Origin of the sequence: Paenibacillus sp. ACRSA, assembly GCF_022346845.1 — a bacterium.
Classification (GTDB): Bacteria; Bacillota; Bacilli; order Paenibacillales; family Paenibacillaceae; genus Paenibacillus.
This window is the reverse complement of sequence record NZ_JAKRNP010000002.1, coordinates 16,231-36,892: the sequence shown is the minus strand read 5'-3', so window position 1 is coordinate 36,892 and position 20,662 is coordinate 16,231. Positions and strand designations below refer to the sequence as shown.

Annotated in this window: 23 protein-coding genes; 20 read left to right on the top strand and 3 right to left on the bottom strand. The window is 42.2% G+C overall.

Going from position 1 to position 20,662, the window contains the following annotated elements; all coding sequences use genetic code 11:
• Positions 1-48: 48 nt before the first annotated feature.
• From MH215_RS05080 to MH215_RS05060, 5 genes are all read left to right on the top strand, one after another.
• The gene (locus tag MH215_RS05080) at positions 49-531 is read left to right on the top strand and encodes an NUDIX domain-containing protein (RefSeq protein ID WP_239288780.1); all 483 of its coding nucleotides are present in this window, start codon (positions 49-51) and stop codon (positions 529-531) included.
• 59 nt (positions 532-590) lie between these two features.
• Positions 591-1,031 (top strand): aminoglycoside 6'-N-acetyltransferase, encoded by a 441-nt coding sequence (gene aac(6'), locus MH215_RS05075; RefSeq protein ID WP_239288778.1) that lies wholly within the window; start codon positions 591-593, stop codon positions 1,029-1,031.
• A gap of 156 nt (positions 1,032-1,187) precedes the next feature.
• Positions 1,188-1,523 (top strand): antibiotic biosynthesis monooxygenase, encoded by a 336-nt coding sequence (locus tag MH215_RS05070; RefSeq protein WP_239288776.1) that lies wholly within the window; start codon positions 1,188-1,190, stop codon positions 1,521-1,523.
• Between the two features lie 182 nt (positions 1,524-1,705).
• On the top strand, positions 1,706-2,893 hold the full coding sequence (locus MH215_RS05065; protein WP_239288774.1) for an aminotransferase-like domain-containing protein: 1,188 nt from the start codon (positions 1,706-1,708) through the stop codon (positions 2,891-2,893).
• A gap of 101 nt (positions 2,894-2,994) precedes the next feature.
• On the top strand, positions 2,995-3,474 hold the full coding sequence (locus MH215_RS05060; RefSeq protein ID WP_239288772.1) for a GNAT family N-acetyltransferase: 480 nt from the start codon (positions 2,995-2,997) through the stop codon (positions 3,472-3,474).
• A gap of 223 nt (positions 3,475-3,697) precedes the next feature.
• Here MH215_RS05060 and MH215_RS05055 read toward each other — a convergent pair whose 3' ends face one another.
• A complete protein-coding gene (locus tag MH215_RS05055; RefSeq protein ID WP_239288770.1) occupies positions 3,698-4,477 on the bottom strand; it encodes a DUF817 domain-containing protein in 780 nt (259 codons plus the stop codon).
• Between the two features lie 157 nt (positions 4,478-4,634).
• Between MH215_RS05055 and MH215_RS05050 the strand changes: the two genes are divergently transcribed.
• The 9 genes from MH215_RS05050 to MH215_RS05010 all read left to right on the top strand — a co-directional run bounded on the left by MH215_RS05050 (position 4,635) and on the right by MH215_RS05010 (position 12,314).
• Complete coding sequence (locus tag MH215_RS05050; RefSeq protein WP_239288768.1) at positions 4,635-5,003, top strand: hypothetical protein; 369 nt, start codon at positions 4,635-4,637, stop codon at positions 5,001-5,003.
• A 19-nt stretch (positions 5,004-5,022) separates the two neighbouring features.
• Positions 5,023-6,255: a beta propeller repeat protein gene (locus tag MH215_RS05045; protein WP_239288766.1), complete on the top strand. Its 1,233-nt coding sequence runs from the start codon at positions 5,023-5,025 to the stop codon at positions 6,253-6,255.
• A gap of 172 nt (positions 6,256-6,427) precedes the next feature.
• Positions 6,428-7,273, top strand: coding sequence for a sensor histidine kinase (locus MH215_RS05040; RefSeq protein WP_239288764.1), 846 nt, complete (start codon positions 6,428-6,430; stop codon positions 7,271-7,273).
• Entirely contained in the window at positions 7,270-7,926 is a 657-nt protein-coding gene (locus tag MH215_RS05035) for a response regulator (RefSeq protein WP_239288762.1), read from the top strand. The genes MH215_RS05040 and MH215_RS05035 overlap by 4 nt, the downstream gene beginning before the upstream one ends.
• Positions 7,927-8,173: 247 nt before the next feature.
• Positions 8,174-9,637, top strand: coding sequence for a right-handed parallel beta-helix repeat-containing protein (locus tag MH215_RS05030; RefSeq protein ID WP_239288761.1), 1,464 nt, complete (start codon positions 8,174-8,176; stop codon positions 9,635-9,637).
• On the top strand, positions 9,634-10,203 hold the full coding sequence (locus tag MH215_RS05025; protein WP_239288759.1) for a nitrous oxide reductase accessory protein NosL: 570 nt from the start codon (positions 9,634-9,636) through the stop codon (positions 10,201-10,203). Before MH215_RS05030 ends, MH215_RS05025 begins: the two co-directional genes overlap by 4 nt.
• A 28-nt stretch (positions 10,204-10,231) precedes the next feature.
• A complete protein-coding gene (locus MH215_RS05020; protein ID WP_239288757.1) occupies positions 10,232-11,053 on the top strand; it encodes an ABC transporter permease in 822 nt (273 codons plus the stop codon).
• A complete protein-coding gene (ccmA, locus tag MH215_RS05015) occupies positions 11,046-11,759 on the top strand; it encodes a heme ABC exporter ATP-binding protein CcmA (protein WP_239288755.1) in 714 nt (237 codons plus the stop codon). The genes MH215_RS05020 and ccmA overlap by 8 nt, the downstream gene beginning before the upstream one ends.
• A 12-nt stretch (positions 11,760-11,771) precedes the next feature.
• Positions 11,772-12,314: a TlpA family protein disulfide reductase gene (locus tag MH215_RS05010; RefSeq protein ID WP_239288754.1), complete on the top strand. Its 543-nt coding sequence runs from the start codon at positions 11,772-11,774 to the stop codon at positions 12,312-12,314.
• Positions 12,315-12,484: 170 nt separating this feature from the next.
• On the opposite strand, the gene MH215_RS05005 is transcribed toward MH215_RS05010, so the two are convergent.
• Positions 12,485-12,997, bottom strand: coding sequence for a hypothetical protein (locus MH215_RS05005; RefSeq protein ID WP_239288749.1), 513 nt, complete (start codon positions 12,995-12,997; stop codon positions 12,485-12,487).
• A 176-nt stretch (positions 12,998-13,173) separates the two neighbouring features.
• On the opposite strand from MH215_RS05005, the gene MH215_RS05000 reads away from it, so the two are divergent.
• The 4 genes from MH215_RS05000 to MH215_RS04985 all read left to right on the top strand — a co-directional run bounded on the left by MH215_RS05000 (position 13,174) and on the right by MH215_RS04985 (position 18,211).
• The gene (locus MH215_RS05000; protein WP_239288747.1) at positions 13,174-13,836 is read left to right on the top strand and encodes a hypothetical protein; all 663 of its coding nucleotides are present in this window, start codon (positions 13,174-13,176) and stop codon (positions 13,834-13,836) included.
• 75 nt (positions 13,837-13,911) lie between these two features.
• Positions 13,912-14,232 carry a hypothetical protein gene (locus tag MH215_RS04995; RefSeq protein WP_239288745.1) on the top strand — a complete coding sequence of 107 codons (321 nt, stop codon included), beginning with the start codon at positions 13,912-13,914 and terminating at the stop codon, positions 14,230-14,232.
• A gap of 15 nt (positions 14,233-14,247) precedes the next feature.
• The gene (locus MH215_RS04990) at positions 14,248-14,532 is read left to right on the top strand and encodes a hypothetical protein (RefSeq protein ID WP_239288743.1); all 285 of its coding nucleotides are present in this window, start codon (positions 14,248-14,250) and stop codon (positions 14,530-14,532) included.
• A 10-nt stretch (positions 14,533-14,542) separates the two neighbouring features.
• Positions 14,543-18,211: a multicopper oxidase domain-containing protein gene (locus MH215_RS04985; RefSeq protein ID WP_239288741.1), complete on the top strand. Its 3,669-nt coding sequence runs from the start codon at positions 14,543-14,545 to the stop codon at positions 18,209-18,211.
• Between the two features lie 72 nt (positions 18,212-18,283).
• Here the strand turns inward: MH215_RS04985 and MH215_RS04980 are convergent, their stop codons facing one another.
• The gene (locus tag MH215_RS04980) at positions 18,284-18,925 is read right to left on the bottom strand and encodes a hypothetical protein (RefSeq protein WP_239288737.1); all 642 of its coding nucleotides are present in this window, start codon (positions 18,923-18,925) and stop codon (positions 18,284-18,286) included.
• 81 nt (positions 18,926-19,006) lie between these two features.
• Here MH215_RS04980 and MH215_RS04975 point away from each other — a divergent pair, with 81 nt between their 5' ends.
• Both MH215_RS04975 and MH215_RS04970 read left to right on the top strand, forming a co-directional pair.
• Complete coding sequence (locus MH215_RS04975; protein WP_239288735.1) at positions 19,007-19,423, top strand: hypothetical protein; 417 nt, start codon at positions 19,007-19,009, stop codon at positions 19,421-19,423.
• 359 nt (positions 19,424-19,782) lie between these two features.
• Entirely contained in the window at positions 19,783-20,469 is a 687-nt protein-coding gene (locus tag MH215_RS04970) for a hypothetical protein (RefSeq protein WP_239288733.1), read from the top strand.
• Positions 20,470-20,662: the final 193 nt, after the last annotated feature.

The following is a 20,662-nucleotide window of genomic DNA, read 5'->3' as shown; positions in this document are numbered from 1 at the left end:
TATATCGACTATTGAGAAACATAAATGAACATGAGGAAGAAGGATAGCATGAGCTATTGGTATGATATTAATGAGATTAATCATGATGCAATACAGTTTGCCATTATGCTCACAACCTTTGAAGATAAGTTCATAATTATTAAAAATAGCAAACGAGGAGGTTGGGAGATCCCAGGGGGCAATAGAGAACCAGGGGAAACGATGTTAGAAACTGCAAGTCGAGAGCTGTATGAGGAGACAGGAGCGGTAGAATTCGAACTCACTCCCTACGGTATTTATAAGTGGAACGGAAGTTTGGGCATGGTTTTTCACGCTAAGGTAGAGGTGTTAGACGAATTGCCTGATTCGGAGATTGCGGTGATCAAATTCGAAGATAATTTACCCGAAGGAATGAACTTTGGAGATATGTTCTATCTGTTCTCAGACAAATGGGATGAATGTGCAGATAAGCAAATGAAGAAATACACGGTAACGATCAAGAATTCGAGTTTACCCCGTGCAATAGCAATTACTGCAAGTAAGAGCAAATGATATGTAACAAGGCTTACTTTGATGACGCGAAACTAATTTTAAGAAGAGGAAGTGCACGGATGGAGATTGTACAGGCAGATGAGACAACCCTAGATGAAGTGACACAATTAGCCTCAAAATTATGGCCCGAGAATTCGTGGGAAGACTTAAGAGCTGACTTTCAAGATGTATTACAATCAGAGAAAGACAGACTCTATCTTGCAAAGTCTCAACAAAGGTACGTTGGATTTATTCACTTATCGATAAGAACTGATTATGTTGAAGGATCTAATTCATCGCCTGTGGGGTACGTTGAGGGCATTTTTGTCGAGCAAGAATACAGGAACCAAGGTATTTCAAGACGATTAGTTGAAGCAGGAGAGAAATGGGCGAAGTCTGCAGGTTGTACCCAGATCGCATCAGATACGGAGCTTACGAACCATGCAAGCCAAGCATTTCATGCAAAGATTGGATTCACAGAAGTGAATCGAAGTGTTGCTTTCATTAAAGACTTGAAGTGAGTAACCTCAAATCAGCTTAAGCTTTACACTGATTATCATTGATAATCATTTTCAATTGAATTAAAATAGAATTAGAGGACAGCTAGGCAAGAGGAGCTAGGTAAGTTGGTTAGACCTCGTTTAATTCAAAAATCTGAGATGATTTAGGAGGTAATTATGTTAATCCAGACTAGAAGCATCATTATTCAAAAAGGGTACAGCGATCAGGTCGTAGAACGATGGAGTGGTCCATCACCAATTACGGATATGCCGGGTCTTATTGATTTCAGTGTCATGGTCAACAAGCGAAACAAAGAGCAAGAAGAAGTTCTTGTCATCATTCGCTGGGAATCAGAAGAAGCATGGAAAAACTGGGAGAAAAGCGATGTACATATCAAAGGCCACCGTGAGAAAAAATCGCAAGACAAGCCAGAATATCTGATCAGTACAACTGTTAACATGTATGAGGTACAGACAGTGAAGTCAGGCAGCGGTTCTTTCAGTAATTCATAATACTCTAAGCACGACTGACCATGAGCCGGTTAGTCGTGTTTCTTTTATTTTATGGATGAACGGATGAATTCACTTATGATACAATCAACGAATGTAAGTGGTACAAGCAATGGGAGACAATAGAGGTTAAGCATAAACACAAACACCAATAGATGTACTGACAATAGGGAGGCATTATTACGATGGACTACTCATTTTCCAACAGGATTGCTGCATTACAGCCATCCATCATTCGTGAAATTTTAAAAGCAACTTCAGGTCAGAACGTTATCCCGTTCTCAGCAGGTAATCCTGCACCGGAGACGTTTCCGATTGAGGCGATACGTACGTTCACACAATCCATACTGGAACATGATCCGGTGACGGCTCTTCAATACGGAATTACAGAAGGATATGCTCCGCTAAGAGAAGCACTAACGACACATTTGAAAACAGGCTTCAATACAGGCCGAGAATCAGATGAATTGTTCATCGTATCTGGAGCGCAGCAAGGTATCGAGCTTGCTTGTAAAGTTTTCTGTAATGAGGGTGACACGATAATCTGTGAGAGTCCAAGCTTCATCGGTTCCTTGAATACGTTTCGGGCAGCAGGGGCTAAATTAGTTGGTGTGCCTATGGAGACTGACGGGATGGATATTGAGAAGCTAGAGCATGCTCTGCAAACAGAGCAGAACGTGAAGCTGATTTACGTGATTCCAAGCTTCCAGAATCCGACAGGCATTACGACAAGTGAAGAGAAGCGTAAGGCAATCTATGATTTGGCGAAAAAGTATGGTGTCATGATTCTTGAAGATAATCCATATGGTGAGCTTCGATTCAAGGGACAAGATGTTCCAACCATTAAATCGATGGATGATGAAGGTCTTGTCATTTATGTAGGTTCCTTCTCCAAAATTCTATCTGCGGGTCTGCGTGTGGGTTATGTGCTTGCACCGTACGAGGTTGTTCAGAAGATGGTTGTGGCTAAGCAAGGTGAGGATGTACATACCGCTATGCTTCCACAGATTTTGGCGTACAAGTTCATGGCGGAGTATGACTACGACAGTCATATCGACAGCATTCGAACAATTTACCATAGAAAATCAGCGTTAATGATTGAACAGTTGAAGCAGCACATGGGTGAGCGTATTACCTTCACTCAACCCGAAGGAGGACTTTTCCTCTGGTGTGATCTACCACATCAAGTTCCGATGCTCGAATATGCCAAGACTGCTGCTGCTCAAGGCGTTGCGGTTGTTCCTGGTACAGCTTTCCTCGTGGATGAGAGCGAAGCGTGTAATGCCATTAGGCTGAATTTCTCTACACCATCCGATGAACAGATTGTAAAAGGGATTCAAATTTTGGGTCAGGTGTTAGACTCCTATAAGTAAGGACAACATCGATATGGATTCTACGAGTTATATTATTCTCGAGTCGCTGAATACCGCCAACCTGTAAACAAATAAAACCAATGAGATAAAGGGGGATTCGCATGTCGTCGATAATCGTGCTTGCCGCCGCCGAAGATGTAAGAAGTGAGGATTCAGTGCAATTAATAAAGGAGCTGAGCGAGGAGCTTGGATTGTTGTACGGAGGTGACGGAACGGCAGGATTCCAACTCTCTGACGTGGAGGTTCCACGATCTGCGTTTATTGTAGCTCGGTTAGACGGATATCCTGTTGGCTGCGGAGCCATTAGACCCCTTGATGAAAATTCCGTGGAAGTGAAGCGCATGTATACACGCTCTGAATATAGGCGTAAAGGCGTTGCTCAAGCCATTTTAGCTGAGGCTGAACGTCTTGCTATACAATTTGCCTATCGTAATTTGAAGCTACAGACAGGTCCGCTGCAACCAGAAGCGGCTGCATTATATGAGCGAATGGGATATTATCGGATTCCTATTTTTCACGGAGACTGGGATCAAGTGTTGGCTTATCAGAAAGATATAGTTCAACAACCAGCGAGCCTCTGAAACGTTATCTATGATTAAGCGAACAACGCTCAACAACACGTAACTTAATTTCAAAAGTAATGATGTTCTATACCCAGTACCAAAGTTACGATAAACAATGCTATTTCAATTCATTATAGTTAAGTAAAACTCCCCACTCGGCATAATCTTCCTAACGAGTGGGGAGTTTTCTGTTTACTTTGCTAAATCAGTCTACAATTATCCTAATAACCAATACCTAAATTTAATTATGAATGTTTCGCGTTCGATTGGCTTTCACATATTTAAGCTGTGCAACGATGATGACACTAATAATAACAAGGAGGAACCATGAGCTGATTTTACTGAAGCTTACGAGCTGCCATGCTTCATGCTGATCAGGATATTTCCAACCATTAAAGAATGTAGCGATGTTCTCAGCAGTCCAGATAAAGAATCCAACAATGATAAAAGCGAGAGATAGAGGCATCCGATAAGTTGTAGAACGTACACGGTAGATAATAAATGTTTTCCAGAAGACAACAAACACAAGTGCTGTGAGCCACCAACGGAAGTCAGGAATAAAGTGATGTGTGAAAAAGTTAAGGTAGATTGCTGCTCCGAGCAATGCGGAGGATATTCCGCCTGGCCAACCCGTCATGTCCATACGAAGTCTACGCCATACTTGGCACATAAAGCTAGCTACACTTGCATACATAAATCCACTGTATAGCGGAACACCCAATAGTTTAGTATATCCAGGTTCAGGGTACGACCATGAGCCCATCCATACTTTATATATCTCAAGTAGCAAGCCAATGAAGTGAAATACACAGATGACCTTGATTTCATCAAGCGTTTCTAAACCACTGCGGTACATCAGATATTGCACGATAAGAAGTATGATTAAGATGGCATCATAACGATGAAAAAAAGGCACTGGAATGACACTCGAAAGCGCTAATGTCCCAAAAATAACGACCGGGAAAATACAACTCATTGCCTGATGATAGCCAAAATGTAATAACTGTATGATGGATTTCATGTATCGTTTTACTCCTCCAAAAGGGCTGCTGATCTTAGAGAGATCGGTGGCTTTTTTTGATCTTTAGTTGAACGCCGTTCCGTTGAAAGTAGGACAACATATTATACGATAAATCCCCTTAAGTAGAAAAGTTTGCAGGAGAAGGGAGTGAATACTTGTGCCTTTTAGCACGGGTCTTATCTATAACCCCATTACGGGAACGACGCAGTCTACCCAGGTTATCGTGACTTGCCTTAACGACTCTCTTAACGCTGCTGTCAATGTTGAGCTTGAGGTCTTCCGATGGGATTCTACGCAGACCGTACGAATTCCGGTGGGTCATGATTTATTTCAGCTGGCTCCCCAAGCTGGCAGAACTTTTGTATATCCACTTATCAGCGCATCCTTTTATGAAGTACAAAGTGATTATTTCAGTGCCACAAGTACGATGATTAACGTGTATGGTGTTGATTCAACGGGTCAGCTTATCCAGCGAATTCTCCAATCTGAAATGTCGTTGATAGACCGATTTACCAATATTCCTTAGAAGAAATGAGGTGATATGCATGGTTGTAGTTAATATTACTGGAGCATTGGCAGGGAATCAATTCGAACCTTCGATTGCTGTTAATACGCTTAATCCCAATATTATGTGTGTGGTTGCTGTAGATACAAGCACCGGCCCCACATTGACAGGATTGTATCGCACCATAGATGGCGGCAGCACCTGGTCAACAACGGTATTCCCCAACCCTCCGGGATATTCGGGTGCAGAGGCACCAACCATTGACTATACATTTCCAAGCACTTTTATTGTGACAGTCCACGTATTTAACGGTATTAATGATGGTACGATTGTCAGTTATACCTCATTTGATGATGGATTAAGCTGGCAACCACCGGTTATCGTTCAAGCAGGATATGGCACGGTGATTCATAATGATGAGCCGTTTATTGCTGTTGATCGTTCACCCGGCAGTCCGTATAGAGGTAATGCCTATGTTGGATATACGCCGCTCGCCACAACGTCTTCATCCATATTTACTCAGCGATCGCTTGATCAAGGGTTGACGTGGGAAGGCCCTGACCGACAATCTAATCCAAGGGGAATACATGACCGGGCAGCACTAGCTGTAGGATTCTCTGGAGAGGTGTATGCAGGATACATTATTACCGGCCCAGCGAGCCCCTCTGCATTATTACGCATATCTTATGATGGCGGGATCAACTATCAACCGCCGGTCGAGAGACAGGCTACATTTATTTCTTCTGTTGTACCTGCACCTTCACCGTTACCTGTGCCCAATTACCAATTTCGAGTGCAGACCAATTTATGCCTTGGAGCTGATATCTCTATTAGCCCTTTTAGCGGAACGGTATATTCCGTTTGGAATGATGCACGTAATGGATACACCGATGTGCTACTTTCTCGTTCACCAGATGGCTTGCTCTGGTTTGACCCAGTCAGCATTACGGGTGCACCTCCAGGAACGCAAAATTTCTTTCCGTTTATTACCGTCTCACCATTCGCTGGCACGATTAGGGTCATCTATTACTCCAACCGGATAGATGGATTCCTGCTGGATGTTTTTGTTGCAGAGTCGTTTGATGGAGGAGCTACCTTTACCAATCGGCGTCTGACGACCACTTCCTTTAATCCAAACGGAATCTCTCCGGTACCGACAGTTCTGATCGGGGATTATATCACAGCACAAACATCTGCTCCGGACAATCTTGCTGCGGTGTGGATGGCAACAACGCCTCCTACTGGTAAATTAGATGTCTATTTCGGAACGTAAATTCCATGATCGTTCAAACAATGTTTACAATTAAAAGTTAAATCACCTATGGTATGGCTCTAAGGGGTCATGCCTTTTGCATGTGTACAACGTATGCTATTTAGAGTTAGGTATAGCTATGCAATCAATCCATGCGCTTCATCGTATGATTAGGAATCCCAGGAGGGAAAGCATGTCTTATAAACAGATCAAGTGGATGATCTTGCTCATCCCAACCTTAACTGTTGGCGTATGGGAGTACGTACGCCACCAATTTCTTTTACCCTATATCTCTATGGATCTCGGTAATTGGCTTACGCCTGTCATGGTTTATGTTGTAAGTATTACGCTCGTCACGAAGCTATTTCGCAATATGGAACGTATCCAAAAGGAATTGGAGAAGGAACGAGCAGCTAAGGCGGTGCTGGAATCTCGTGAGAAATTAGCGAAGGAGCTGCATGATGGCATTGCACAATCTCTCTTTTTACTTTCCGTACAAGTAGAACGTCTGGAATCTAAACGTAAACAAGAGAAGCACCTCGAAGAAGTATATGCAATTCGGAAAACCGTCCATGAAGTGAATCGATATGTGCGCCAATCGATAGCTAATCTCAGATATGACTCTCAGAGCCAGACAGCATCACCCACGCTGGATTCTGTCTCACTCCGTAACCAAATTGGAAGAATGATTGGAGATACTCCAATCCCCATTAATCTGGAATGGGACATTGAGGATGAAGTCTTTACTGCTAAAGAGAAGATTGAGCTTCTCGCGTGTATGCGCGAGGCTGTTGTAAATATTCAAAAACATGCCAAAGCATCCCAAGGCTGGATCACGGGTGAGAATAAAAATGGATATCGATTAATAACGATTAAAGATAATGGTAGAGGCTTTGCCGGCGATCCGTTTGCAATGAAAGATAGATATGGACTACATATTATGAAAGAGAGGTTGAAAGCGATGAACTGGAGTTTGAAGTTATATCGAGAACAGGAGCACACTGTTGTACGATTTAGTCAAGATGGTGAACATGTATGAGTCATATTCGGGTGCTTGTTGTTGATGATCATGTGCATGCCAGAGAAGCGATCTGTGATATTTTATCTATGGATTCGTCTATTGAAGTGATTGGGGTTGTGACTGACGGCCAACAGGCCATTGATTTTACAGAGCAGTGGCTTCCTGATCTCATTCTAATGGACATTCAGATGCCAATTATGAACGGATTGGAAGCGACTAAGCGGATTAAACTGATGTTCCCTTATGTGAAAATCGTGATGATTACCGTCTCGGATGATGTATTTCATTTGCTGGAAGCATTAAAGTGTGGGGCACAGGGTTATTTGTTGAAAAACCTTGAACCCTCCATGTGGTTAGAATATCTCCATTCCATCGTTACAGAAGAGGCGACCTTGAGCCGTGAGGTGGCTTATCAGATCTTAAAGGACGTATCCTTAACAGAGAAAAAAGAGCCGGATGTGCCTCTGACTATTAGAGAAAAGGACATTTTATATGGAGTAGCTGCAGGATGGACGAACAAAGAAATCGCACAGAAATATAACATTTCAGAATATACAGTTAAGAATCATTTGAAGAATATTCTACAGAAGTTACAGGTGCAAAACCGAGTTCAACTCACTCGTTATGCATTGGAGCAAGGGCTTATTACGGATACTCATTATTCCGGATAAGCTTTTTCTCTTGTTCTTAGAAGTATTGAAAAAAGTGAAGAGTGACAACACCATTTTCATGTATCTCACAATTTAGCCACAAACAATCAAGTAGTATAGCCATGTTGAGCTATATGGAAACATTAGGTTTTTATGTACACTATGAGCAGTATTGTGTTAAGGCTAGTGAAGGATGGAGGAATGAAATTGAAGACCGAATGTAAAACTCAACATTTTTTTGAATGGAATGAACACAGCATGTTGACCTATGTTATCGCAGAGGGTTCGCCTAGCTACAGGGCAATTCATGCGTAATGCTCGCATGCCTCTCAACATGTCAGACAACTTCAACCGTAAAGTCACCTCTTGGAGCACCCTTACTCTATGGCTGTTTATAGGTATACTGATTCAGCTTCTATTCTTGTCAGGGAATGCGTCCGCCGCTTCAAAAGAACAGAGCTTCATTCCGCTACAACCGATCATTAACGCGATGAATCCTGGAGAAGAGCTTACACTTAAGCCAGGTATGTACTTAGGCCCCGTGACTATAGACAAGAGCATATCCCTTCTGGGAGATTCCTCTGTGATGATCGTGAGCACAGATACAAGCTCAATTCAGTCTGCATCTACGAATTCTCCAGAATCCACGATCAACATTCGTGCAGATGGCGTAAAGTTGCAGGGTTTTACTATTCTACATCAGCATAGTACACCTACAGCAGCTATTCAGGTTGAAGCCAATCATGCAGAGATCAAGGATATACATATTCAGACACAGGGCTTCGGCATTCTTGCTCGTGACGCTAATGAGGGGATCTTCAAAGATAACGTCATTACATGGACGGGTTCCGAGACGGCTTCAAGCAGTCAGAAAGGCAACGGGATTGATCTGTACAACGCTCATCGCAACCATATTGAAGGCAATGAAATTAGGGGTATGCTCGATGGAATCTATATGGAGAATAGCCGTGAAGCTACTGTAAAAGGCAATACGTTACTACATACAAGATATGGTATCCATTGCATGTATATGGATGACTCTTACGTCTTGGATAATGTAGGTGAGGACAACATCACCGGTGCCATGATTATGGGTGTGAAGAATACCACGGTATCGGGCAATTCATTTCGGAAGCAGAGTGAAAATGTACATTCTCAAGGCATCCTGTTATACGACGTTCATCAATCTACCATAGCGAACAATATTGTGGAAGGTAATCGAGTCGGAATGAACATTGCGGAGTCCACAGATAACGATATTCGTGATAATGAGGTTCTGCGTAATTTCATCGGGTTTCAGCTTGTACTTGCAGAAGGCAACCGACTCAATCAGAACCAGTTCATATCCAATGTGATTGATGCTTCGGCTGTAGATAGCCAGGACAACGAGATGTCATCTAATTATTGGGACTCCTTCCGGGGACTTGATCTGAATGGTGATGGGATTAGTGAAATGGCATATGGAATTAATCCATTCTATGAGCAATTAATTAGTAGGAATTCAGCCTATCAGCTTTTCTTTCAATCCCCGGGGATGGTCTTTTTGAGTGAGTTGTTTACAGAAGGCAAAGAGAATTGGTCAACAGATCAATCACCTCTGATGACGATGACAATGGAGCCTCAACTGCAACCAGGCACAACGAATGACACCATACCGGTATGGGTTATCGGAGTCATTTTATTATGTATCTCAGCTTGTATTATGATTTATTCGGGAGGATTACGTAAATGAACAAACGATGGACAATGACATTACTGCTTATGCTGGGGTTGTTGGTATTAACGGCTTGCGGGTCAACCAAATATGCGGCATTACCAATTAATGAAGACGTGGATATTTGTGCCATTTGCAAGATGCAGGTGAAGGATGATGCCTATGCAACACAGCTTACAACTAAGGATGGTAAGAACTATAAGTTTGACGACATCGGGTGCATGAACCAATGGAAAGAAGAAAATGGGACTGAGAACATCGGTATGGATTTTGTACGTGATTATAATGACAAGGAATGGATTGAATACAGCAAAGCGACGTATGTTTATGATGCTTCTCTGCGTACACCAATGGCGTATGGCATCCTTAATTTCAAGGATAAAGCATCTGCTGAAGCGTTTGTTGCGGAGCAAGGCATTGGAACCATCATGACTGCTGAAGATCTCGCATCCCATGACTGGAAACAGAGCACGGAGATGATGGATATGGGAGATCATGGACATGACCACGGACATGGGGAAGAGGGAATGAGTGAGGAAGGAATGCATGAGGAAGGCGAGAAGAAGGAAGAATCGGGTCACTAGTGATGATGAGTAATCAGGGTGATCGAATATGGTAGATATGTTACTGGTAGCCAAGCGTGAAGTGAGGATGGGATTTCGCAATCCCTGGGCGTATTCGTTTTTAATCCTCTTTTGCACATTTAGCTTAAGCTTACTGCTCATTGATTCACAGAACTTTGTTCAAGGATATTCCGGTACAACCGGCTCGATGTTAAATCTCATTCTCTATTTATTGCCATTAATGACGTTATTTCTAGGTTCTTTCTCGCTAACTTCGGAGAAGGAAGAGGGAAGCTGGCAACTGTTGTCTACTTATCCAATTGGCACAATGTCCTTTATTGTTGGAAAATACCTTGGCTTGTCTGTGGTGCTGATTACGATTGTAGCATTTGGATATGGCTTGATGGGTCTTATCAGTGGAGTGATCGGTAGCGCATTAAACGTGACAACGTATCTCTTATTTCTGGCATTCTCCTGCGGATTAGTCCTATTATTCCTAACGCTTGCACTGTTCATCGGCTCCATATCCAAAAATCGGTGGCAAGCGTTAACCATTTCGGTATCCGTTTGGTTCTTTGCAGTGATCGGATGGCCTACGCTCTTGCTTGCGATCTTAGGTATTGTGCCTTTTTTATGGGTCAAACCATTGCTTGTTGTGCTAACTTTCATCAATCCAGCCGAGCTGGTACGTTTATTTGTCGTTATTAAACTTGGCGGGGGCTCGGTACTCGGACCGGAATATTACCAATGGGTGACATGGGTGCAGCAACCGAGTGGCAGTTGGATTTTCTTAACGATCTGTCTGCTGTGGATTACATGTTCTGTATTTGTGGTATACGGAATCTGGGAAAGGGGACGTTCCCATGGATAAAGTGGAGGCAAGTATCAACGAATTATGTAAAACGATAAAAAAACAATCGATCGTAGAGGGGATTTCCTTTCACATCTCTTCAGGTAACGTACTCGCTTTATGTGGAGGCAATGGTGCTGGCAAGAGCACTGTACTACGTATGATAGCAGGTATCCTTCGTCCTACTTCAGGAGATATCCTTGTGAACCAGGTAGGGCAGAGGAGTGACCGTAAACGGTATTCGGAACAGATCGGGTACATGCCAGATGATTATCAGTTTAATCAGAGTCTGACGGCAGAAGAGATGCTCTTGTTCTGGGCTGCATTGCGGCGAGTTTCCAAAGATAGGGTACAGGAAGTGCTGAAGATGGTAGGTTTGGAGGACAAAAAAAATAAACGTGTCGCAACCTTCTCTAAGGGTATGCGACAGCGTGTACTATTTGCACAGGCACTGTTGGCGAAGCCACCATTGCTCGTTATGGACGAGCCAACGAATGGGTTAGACCCATTCTGGATGCATGAATTTGCACAGCTTGTCAAAGAAATTAAGAAGCAGGGTCATATGGTTGTGTTCTCCACTCATCAGTTAGACATTGCGGATGATCTCGCTGATCATATTGTCTTTATGAACAATGGGCAGAACGTTGGGAGTGGTACAACACATCAATTTCGTGAACAGTTTGGTTCGCTTCATGCTGCATTTCATCAAAGTCTAGGGATAAAGTGAAGGTGATACTTGTTGCGAAAACATAAACGTCATATGAGGCGCATGATCACCATCTTGATCGGAACGGTTGCAGTGCTGGCTGGGGTGTGGGCTGTATTTCAGGGAATCTCACCGTCCCAGACGCAACGAGTAGGGTCAATTGAAGCTGGTGCCACTGCTCCAGACTTTATGGCTCCCAATTCAGTGGGTGATCAAGTTTCTCTATCCGATTATCGAGGTAAGGTAGTTATGATTAACTTCTGGGCTTCATGGTGCACACCTTGTGTAAGAGAAATGCCTTTGCTGCATCAGACGGCAGAGATGCACCAAGAAGATGTAGAGACACTGTTTGTTAATGTTGGAGAATCCAAGGGTACGATTCAAGAATTTATGAATGAACAGCAATTTGATTTTCCTGTAATTGTTGATGTGACTGGCAAAATATCCACGATGTATCGTATCACCGGTTTACCCGCAACGATGGTGATTGATCGGGAAGGCAAGTTTAGCCACATTTTACACGGTGAGCTCACGAATGATACACCACTTGCGCAGTGGCTGGAGGATGCCAAATAACTAGTGCATTAGAGATTTGATAGTAAATGATCATACCCAAAACGCAAGCGATTGAATATAATCGCTTGCGTTTTGGCATATCTTTGACCAGAGTTTTATTGAAATGAGAAGACCGCCGATCGTATTAGGGTTAACTTCCCCCAATCTTTCATACTGGATTTCCTCGGATGTTATTCTTCGCACTCCTCATCATATCCATATTCATCCCCATAATCATCTTCTACGTATTCAACCTGAGGGGCTCTTTTTCTCCGTCCCAGCCACTCAATCTTGATAATATTAGACTGAAGAAGCGTAACAACCCTACCGTTTGCCTTTTTGATATCGACGTAATCTGTGCCTACATCACATAATACGCCTCTGATTTTTTCAGTCTTCTCACCAGAACTAACTTCGATAATGATACGATTTCCTTTGTGGCGGAATAACTCAAAATTCAGGTTGTTATTAATTCCAGCTAATCGAAGTTTAATTAGTGGCTTCTGTCCAGGAATGATCTTGAAACATTTTTCACGATGGACAACATGCTGTGAGATCGGCTGATGACAGGCACAATCGTCAGAAACTCCGTAGTTTATTTTGAGGTCACAATCTTTCTTCAGCAGTACTCTTGATGTTCTGTTTGATCTTGATTGGGTCGGGGAAACAGCCTTCTTTTTGAGTAGTACTCTCTTATGATTCATGAGATCCTCCACTTATTTCGGTATTTGATATCATGTATATGCCCATACCACGAGGTGTGCCAGAGACATTAGCCTATTTCCAAGGAATGTAACAAAGATAGGCGTTTGACCAGTTCGATAGGTATAGCAGCCCATATACTGAGATTAAATATTCTTTCATTGGAGGTATTTGTCTCGTGATTAAAGCTAAACAGCGCATTGGAATAAGTTCACCAACAACAGCATTACCTGAAAAACAATTTATTGAATTAAAAGCGTGTATAGCCGAAGCCAATCATATTCTCCGAACCCTGGGTAACCCACCTCAACCTAACAATACAAGACAGCTGGAGCTGAAATTAGCCTCACTCCAAGACCAATATGTTGAGGTTGAAATGTCATTTCGCGGAAAGTTGAAAACGGTGGATGGATTTCTCCTACAATCAGGAAAGAATTACATTACCATTTGGAGTAGGTCAAGACTTCGATATATACAATATGATCAGCTGATTTCCATATCGACCGATGGGAATGAAGCGGCACCGACGCATGAGATTCATCCGATCTTTTGCAGCGAGGAGCTCAATTGTGCGCTGTTGTATACGTTCACTGAAACCGTTTCAGGAAGTGTTATGTTGCTGAATCGGTTCTATGGCATTCCGCTAAGCATAGCTCTCTTACAACATGCAGGACAGAAGATCATCATTCAAATGAATGAGCCAAAAAGCATTAAAATGGGTTGCCTAGTCAATACAACCGAAGACAAAATAATAATTCAACCTCTTAGCAAGCATGAGGATCAGCTTCTTGAAACCATTGCTTTAACTGAGATTGAAGTTATTACGATTGCAAAGCAATAGCATATTCTCCCTCCTTGTTACCATATATATAACTGGTTATGTTGTATTACAAAATATGTTCAAGGAGGGAATGCATTGAGTTCATTGCATAATTATGGTGAAAATTATCACTCACCAGAGCTAAGGGAGAGCAATACGATTTTTGAAGAATTGCTTGGTCAAGAAATTATCGTCATTCTTGATGCTTCACAGCTAAACATACTGGGACAGACATTCAGACCGATTTTTACAGGCAGACTTGAAATCGTTAGAGGTGGATCTATTCAATTAAATCCAGTAATTATCAAAATGCCCAATGCTCCCAACTTTCAGTTTCCGACACCGCTATGTTTCCCCATTGAGAACATTGCCATCTTTGCACCTTTTGCAATGAATAATAGACTAACACTTTCTTAAAGGAGGTTAGGAATAATGCTTCAGCGGGAAGATGCTCGTAATATCAACGATCTCAGACAAGAGGCGCTCATTGCGGAACTTACTACAGCCATAGGTAGTCGTATTCTAGTTATTATTGAATCCTATCCCTTCTTTTATGTGGGGCGGATTCTTGAAGTTGAAGCAGATACGATTTCGATCCAGGTAGAGATCTGTAATGTTCCCGAATTTGATAACACGTCACTTCGTACACATATTGATAATATTCAAGTTTATTTCGTAGAGACACCGGAGAACCCGATCCCCGAAATACGAGTTTAAGAGGTGAAATGTGAAAAGAAAATTTCATGTTGTAGCTATTTCGGTTCGTATTGTCGTAAATGACTTTGGAGATCACGACCCTGAAGGGAAAATGTATGTACTGAAAGAGAATGAGGATAAGGTTCGTAGGCTTATTGCTAAGAATCCTTTTACTACGGTTGATCTAGTACAGCCTTTAATCATTCGTGCCAACGCAGGAGACGATATTGAGATTTTGTTTGAAAATAAACTGCATTATCCTTCATCTATTCATATACAGGATGTTGAATATGACGTTACCACATCAGATGGAGCGGCAGTGGGTTTTAATCCTAATACAACGGTTCAACCAGGAGATTGCACAACGTATAGGTGGCATACAACCCTGGAAGGAATTTGTTATTTCACGGATTTTGGAAACACGCTCTCTAGTGAGCTCGGTACACAAGTTCATGGGCTATTCGGAGCACTGATTGTGGAGCCCCAAGGTTCCACATGGACTGATCCTAAGACAGGAAAGCCACTACTTTCTGGTGTGTACGCTGACATACATAATCCTTTCCTGCCTTCATTTCGTGAATATGCCTGGGTATTTCACGATGAAATGGAGATTAAAGACCTGACAGGAGATACACCTTTTAGTCCACATACGTTTCAACCCGAAGCAACGCATGCCATCAATTACAGATCTGAACCGATGAGGAATCGACATCGTCTCATATTAGAAGGCGTGGTATCTCCGGAAACGGAAGGCGAAGAAGTACATCATGACTCATGGATGTTTGGTGATCCCGCAACGCCTATTCTAAGAGCCTACGTAGGAGACCCTGTGAAAATAAGGGTTATTCACGGCGGAGTTAAAGAAACACATGTATTTCATTATCATGTGCATCAATGGCTATTTGAGACGACGGATCTAGACTCCGAAATCAAGGATTCGCAAGCCATCTCTCCGCAGGCATCCTATACAGTCTCACCTCTATATGGAGCAGGGAGCATGCAAGGTGCTTTTGGAGATATTATTGTTCATTGTCACCTGTATCCGCACTTTGAAGAAGGCATGTGGGGAATGCAACGGATTTTTAATACCTTACAGGATGGAACTCAGAAATATCCTAACGGTAAACCCATTGATGCTCTGATTCCTCTTCCGGGTCAGCCTGTTCCTCCGAAGCCGACCAAACAAAAGCCAGGATTCCCTAATTTTATTCCTGGTATTATTGGCAAAAAAGCGCCTAGACCTCCGCTTGGCATCATTGGTGGGCGTGAATCAACTCCGCTAGAAATAAATCAATTTGCACCGAATGCTGTTCCTGGTGCAGTGTTTGTAAACCCTTGTGACCCTTTAATCAATCCAATACGAGAGTTTCACATCGTAGCGATACAACTTCCAATCGTCTATAACAATCAAGGGTGGCATGATCCTCAGGGTAGAATGTTTGTCTTGGCTGAAGATGAGGAAGCTGTGTGCTCTGGACGTAAAGCGCCTGAACCGCTAACCATTCGTGCCAACGGCGGAGATTGTGTCAGGCTTAAATTTACAAATAAGTTCCCTGAAGTTATAGGGGGCAATGCTTTTCAATTGGTCAATCGTACGTATGAGGCAGGACTTCATGTTCACTTTGTGAAATTCGATCCGCTTGTATCGGATGGAGCCAACGTAGGCTGGAATTATGATTCAGGTATACTTCCTGGGCAGACGATTGAATATCAATGGTTTGCTGATGCTGAACTAAAAGCAACTTTTTTTCATGATCATCTGTTTGCCAATCAACACCAACAACATGGGGTTTTTGCGGGAATTAATATACAACCGAGAGGTTCCAAATACTTATCTTCACATACAGGGGAAGAGATTAGATCGGGAACACAAGCGACAATAACGAATCCATTTATTCCTGATTTTAGAGAGTTTACTTTGCTTGTCCACGACTTTGCACTCTTGTTTGATTCGGATGGTAATCCATTAAACCAACCGCCTTTTCCAAGCTCCCATGAAGATCCAGGGGTGATGGGAATCAACTATAGAAATGAACCACTACAATTTCGCTTAAAGGAACCTCACATGGATCCAGCCTATGTGTTTAGTTCATGGGTACACGGAGATCCAGTGACACCTCTACTGCAAACCTACAACGGTGACCCTGTGCGAATTCGGCTTCTTCAGGGTGCGCAGGAGGAATCCCACTCCTTTAATCTGCATGGGCAGCGTTGGAGACGGGAACGGGGAGACCTTGAATCAGATCTGGTCGATCAGCAGCATATTGGCATTTCCGAGTCGTTCACACTGGAATTTGCTGTTGAAGGATCAGGAGATTTCGATCTGTTGTACCATTATGGTTCAATCGATGATCTATGGGTAGGGAATTGGGGGATTATGCGTTCTTATGAGAAGCTTGTACCTCACTTAATTCCCTTACCTGATCGCAAAGCACCTAAACCTAGAACTGAACCATTGCCTGTTCCTACAGGGGAAAGGCCACCCAGAGCAATAGAGCGTAAGTTGCCTGGACCTAAGGGCGCGCCTATTCGAAGTTATGATGTTGTCGCTATACAGACACCTGTGATCTATAATCACTTTGGTGATCAGGATCCGTACAGCATTATTTTTGCTTTGAAAGAAAATGTTAAGGATATACGCACAAAGAAAATGAATCCAGAGCCTTTGATTATAAGAGGCAATGTAGGTGAAATCGTTGAAGTTCGGCTTTCAAATGAGCTGCATCATTTGAAATTTCCTCCAGATGATCAATTCTACCCTGGATTACCTGTTAACTTTAAACATAGACCCTCCAAACGAATATCATTACATGCACAACTGCTTGAATATGATGTTCTAAGTTCAGATGGGGCAACGGTTGGATTCAATCCGGATCAGACCATCGCTCCTGGAGAACACATCACGTATCACTGGTATATTGATCAGCAGATTGGCAGCGTAGGACTTACCGATATGGCAGACATTCGTAACCATCGACATCATGGAGCATTTGGACTTTTGGTCACAGAACCTCAAGGCTCCGTCTATCTTGACCCTGTTACAAGAAAACCTACAAGCACAGGAAGTCAGGTTATTATAAGCAGTGGAGGTTTAAGTCTTAGAGAATATTGTGTGATTATGCATGACGGAGTTCGATTATATAATCAGGATGGTATGCTCATTATAGACCCTGAACCTGTCATTACAATAAATCAAGAGCTAGAAGAAGAAGAGACGGAGGATTTTGAGGATCAAGGATCGCGAGGTTTCAATTACCGTGCAGAACGTTTCAAAAATAGACTTGCGATAAATCCGGATGTTTCCCTTGTCTTCAGCTCTAAAGTTCATGGTGATCCTTCAACACCTGTATTTCTTGCATACGCAGGCGACCCTGTTGTGATCCGAATGATGTATATTTCTGATCGTGCTAGAGCTCATACCTTTGTACTGCACGGTCACCAGTGGCTACGAAGTGATGATGATCTGAACTCATTAAGCGTATCCTTTCAAGGCCAGATGAGCGTGGGACATACAGATGATTTCTTGCTCTTATATGGTGCAGGTGGCTCGCTTGGCATTCCTGGAGATTACTTGTATCGTTCAGGGAATATCAGATGGGACATTGAACTCGGTCTATGGGGGATTTTAAGAGTACTTGATCAACAGACTCCAGAGCTCGCGCCTTTGAATGTTAAACCTCCCAAACAGAATAAGAAGTAAAAATAGAAAAGACACCTTCTCATAACATGATGAGGTGTCTTCCCCTTCGCATGATCTTATTGGACTTTTATTCTAGATAAATCGTTGCTTTTCAATCCATAGAATATCACTCCACGGTACTGAAGATCGGCCGCCTTTCTCTTTCAAAAGGATTTCCTGAGCGTTGATATCTAACAATCTGCTTCGGATTCGAGCGGTACTTGTTTCGACGATTAATTTGTCGTTCATTAGAGACTTGATATGACCAGCTAAAGTTTGCTCGAAAAATTGCTGTTTGAGAAAATCCTTTTGGCTTACGGTTTTTCCGAATTTAAGTAGTATTTTTTGTTTAAGATCTTCATCATAAACGACCTGCTGATGTTGTTGGTGTGGAACATTCACTTGGTCAAAAGGTTGTTCGGCGGTAACAATTGAGCGAAAGGGAACCCAATATTTGGTTAGGAGAGTAGTCAAGATGACAAAATCTCTACCTACGGCCTCTGTTTTGGCCATCATTTCAGTGAACTGATTGCGACTATGAACCTTAAGTTTCACAGTTTGATTTTTGTGAGACTTGAAAAAGTTAGATAGCATAATCTCTTTACGACGAAGAGGATTGATCTCACCAATGATTTGAACATTTTGATGATGAATGTATTCCTGAAGTATTTTCAATTCATGAGCAGGAAGCGGACTTGCGGGTGAGCTGAACTTGCTTGAGCCTGGATCCAGCATGAGTGTTCACCTCCTTATGTATGATATACACCATCTTATGAGAAGCGCTCGTACCTTATTCAGTTGATAGGGGGAAAAGTCATGGATATCGTCTTATTTATCATAACGAATGTGATGTTATGTGTAGGTATTTTTGCAGGATATATGCATTTGAGAAAGTTAAGGAACTTGATTGGCTATCATCTGGGCATGAACATTTCTATGACAGTTAGTACGGTGAGTGCCATCGCTTTTGGCGGATTATGGGGCCTACAATTTCCTTATTATGCAACTTGGGTAACGATCATTGTCACCATCTTCGCGATGGTTGTGGGCATGATCTTTGGAGCGCTTGTAGATTATCAAACGATTGTTACCGGCGTATCCGGCGGAATCATGGCTGGTCTTATGTCTCCTATGATCGTAATGCATAGTCAACATCCTGTACCTATCCTTATATTCTGTATATTTTTGTTTTTCTTCGCCATATTCATGCTATGTACTTCGGTCAAAGTATAATAGCTTTGCTTGATTCCTCTGTTTCAATTAAATTTCCCGTGTTTATGTTATATATAATATTGCTTTGTTATGTGCATGATATGCCATTACGCTCATAAGAAAATAAAGAGTCTCTATTATGAGATATGTCATCTATTGATTCTGTTAAGCCGTTGATTAGAACAAAATCAACGGCTTATTATATGAGAATCTGGTGGACATTAAGCGTCACACAGCGCATTGTAATTGGCCTGTTTGGTAATAATCTCCTGTATAAGCTGCTTTGGTCATATGCTACAATTCTCAGATATGCCAATTATTATCCACAGTAAAGGTATATGAATACGAATAGAAATGGCAGATGAAGGATGAATAAAGCAATGATTAAACGGTACTGGATATTTATCGCCATACTGATCCCTATACTGGTAATCGTGTATTATGAGCACCGATTAAACGAAGCGAAAGCAAACGAAGATGTGCTAATGGAGCTATACCAATCCAAAAATAATAGTGGTTACATCACACTTCTCAAAGATGGCCACTCCTTCAAGCCACTCGCACAAACCCTTGAAGAACTTAGTCAGGTGACAAATCAGGTACCACCAGCAAAGGTTCAAAAGCTGCTTGACCAAGCCAAAGTGCAGGCGAAGGATGCGACTCAATATCTAACAACACTTATTGAGTTCAGTGATAATTACATATCTACATCTAAACCTAGGTATATGATCGAATACGATCACTCTGTTATGACATCAGCAAAACAGAAGGAGGTGTATCAACTCGCCTACGGCAGTGGTCTATATGGATTAATGTATGGAATCAGTCATCATTATTGGAAGGATAAGCCCAAGTTAATTCCTCAGGCTACCCAAACTGCACTTGCATCGATCGCCAAAGAACTGCGTGCATTGGATAAGACACTTGCATCATACAAGACAAGTACAGATCATCAATTACAATGGGGGGATGAGAGAAGTATGGAGCAGCTCAAATCGATCATTTTAAATGAGATGAGGCCTCATTTTGAAAAGATTGTGGAGTTCAAAGATGAAATAAATTTTTAACCGATCCTGAACCACCCCAATCGTATGCCTGTTACGATAAACAAAATGATCCATCCCCATAGGATCAACAAACGAATGCATCGTGGAATGACTAAATATTCCGAATACAATTTCGAAAAGAAATTTAGCATGGGTTATGCTCCTTTAAGAGAATTCAATTAACAAAATTTTACCATGCGATCAGAGAATGTAA

Coding starts and splice junctions, on each gene's coding strand:
- MH215_RS05060 (WP_239288772.1), top strand. CDS start 2,995: ATGTCGTCGATAATCGTGCTTGCCGCCGCCGAAGATGTAAGAAGTGAG.
- MH215_RS05040 (WP_239288764.1), top strand. CDS start 6,428: ATGTCTTATAAACAGATCAAGTGGATGATCTTGCTCATCCCAACCTTA.
- MH215_RS05055 (WP_239288770.1), bottom strand. CDS start 4,477: ATGAAATCCATCATACAGTTATTACATTTTGGCTATCATCAGGCAATG.
- MH215_RS04970 (WP_239288733.1), top strand. CDS start 19,783: ATGATTAAACGGTACTGGATATTTATCGCCATACTGATCCCTATACTG.
- MH215_RS05070 (WP_239288776.1), top strand. CDS start 1,188: ATGTTAATCCAGACTAGAAGCATCATTATTCAAAAAGGGTACAGCGAT.
- MH215_RS05045 (WP_239288766.1), top strand. CDS start 5,023: ATGGTTGTAGTTAATATTACTGGAGCATTGGCAGGGAATCAATTCGAA.
- MH215_RS05005 (WP_239288749.1), bottom strand. CDS start 12,997: ATGAATCATAAGAGAGTACTACTCAAAAAGAAGGCTGTTTCCCCGACC.
- MH215_RS05020 (WP_239288757.1), top strand. CDS start 10,232: ATGGTAGATATGTTACTGGTAGCCAAGCGTGAAGTGAGGATGGGATTT.
- MH215_RS05035 (WP_239288762.1), top strand. CDS start 7,270: ATGAGTCATATTCGGGTGCTTGTTGTTGATGATCATGTGCATGCCAGA.
- MH215_RS05025 (WP_239288759.1), top strand. CDS start 9,634: ATGAACAAACGATGGACAATGACATTACTGCTTATGCTGGGGTTGTTG.
- ccmA (WP_239288755.1), top strand. CDS start 11,046: ATGGATAAAGTGGAGGCAAGTATCAACGAATTATGTAAAACGATAAAA.
- MH215_RS04990 (WP_239288743.1), top strand. CDS start 14,248: ATGCTTCAGCGGGAAGATGCTCGTAATATCAACGATCTCAGACAAGAG.
- MH215_RS05080 (WP_239288780.1), top strand. CDS start 49: ATGAGCTATTGGTATGATATTAATGAGATTAATCATGATGCAATACAG.
- MH215_RS05030 (WP_239288761.1), top strand. CDS start 8,174: ATGTTATCGCAGAGGGTTCGCCTAGCTACAGGGCAATTCATGCGTAAT.
- MH215_RS04980 (WP_239288737.1), bottom strand. CDS start 18,925: ATGCTGGATCCAGGCTCAAGCAAGTTCAGCTCACCCGCAAGTCCGCTT.
- MH215_RS05065 (WP_239288774.1), top strand. CDS start 1,706: ATGGACTACTCATTTTCCAACAGGATTGCTGCATTACAGCCATCCATC.
- MH215_RS04975 (WP_239288735.1), top strand. CDS start 19,007: ATGGATATCGTCTTATTTATCATAACGAATGTGATGTTATGTGTAGGT.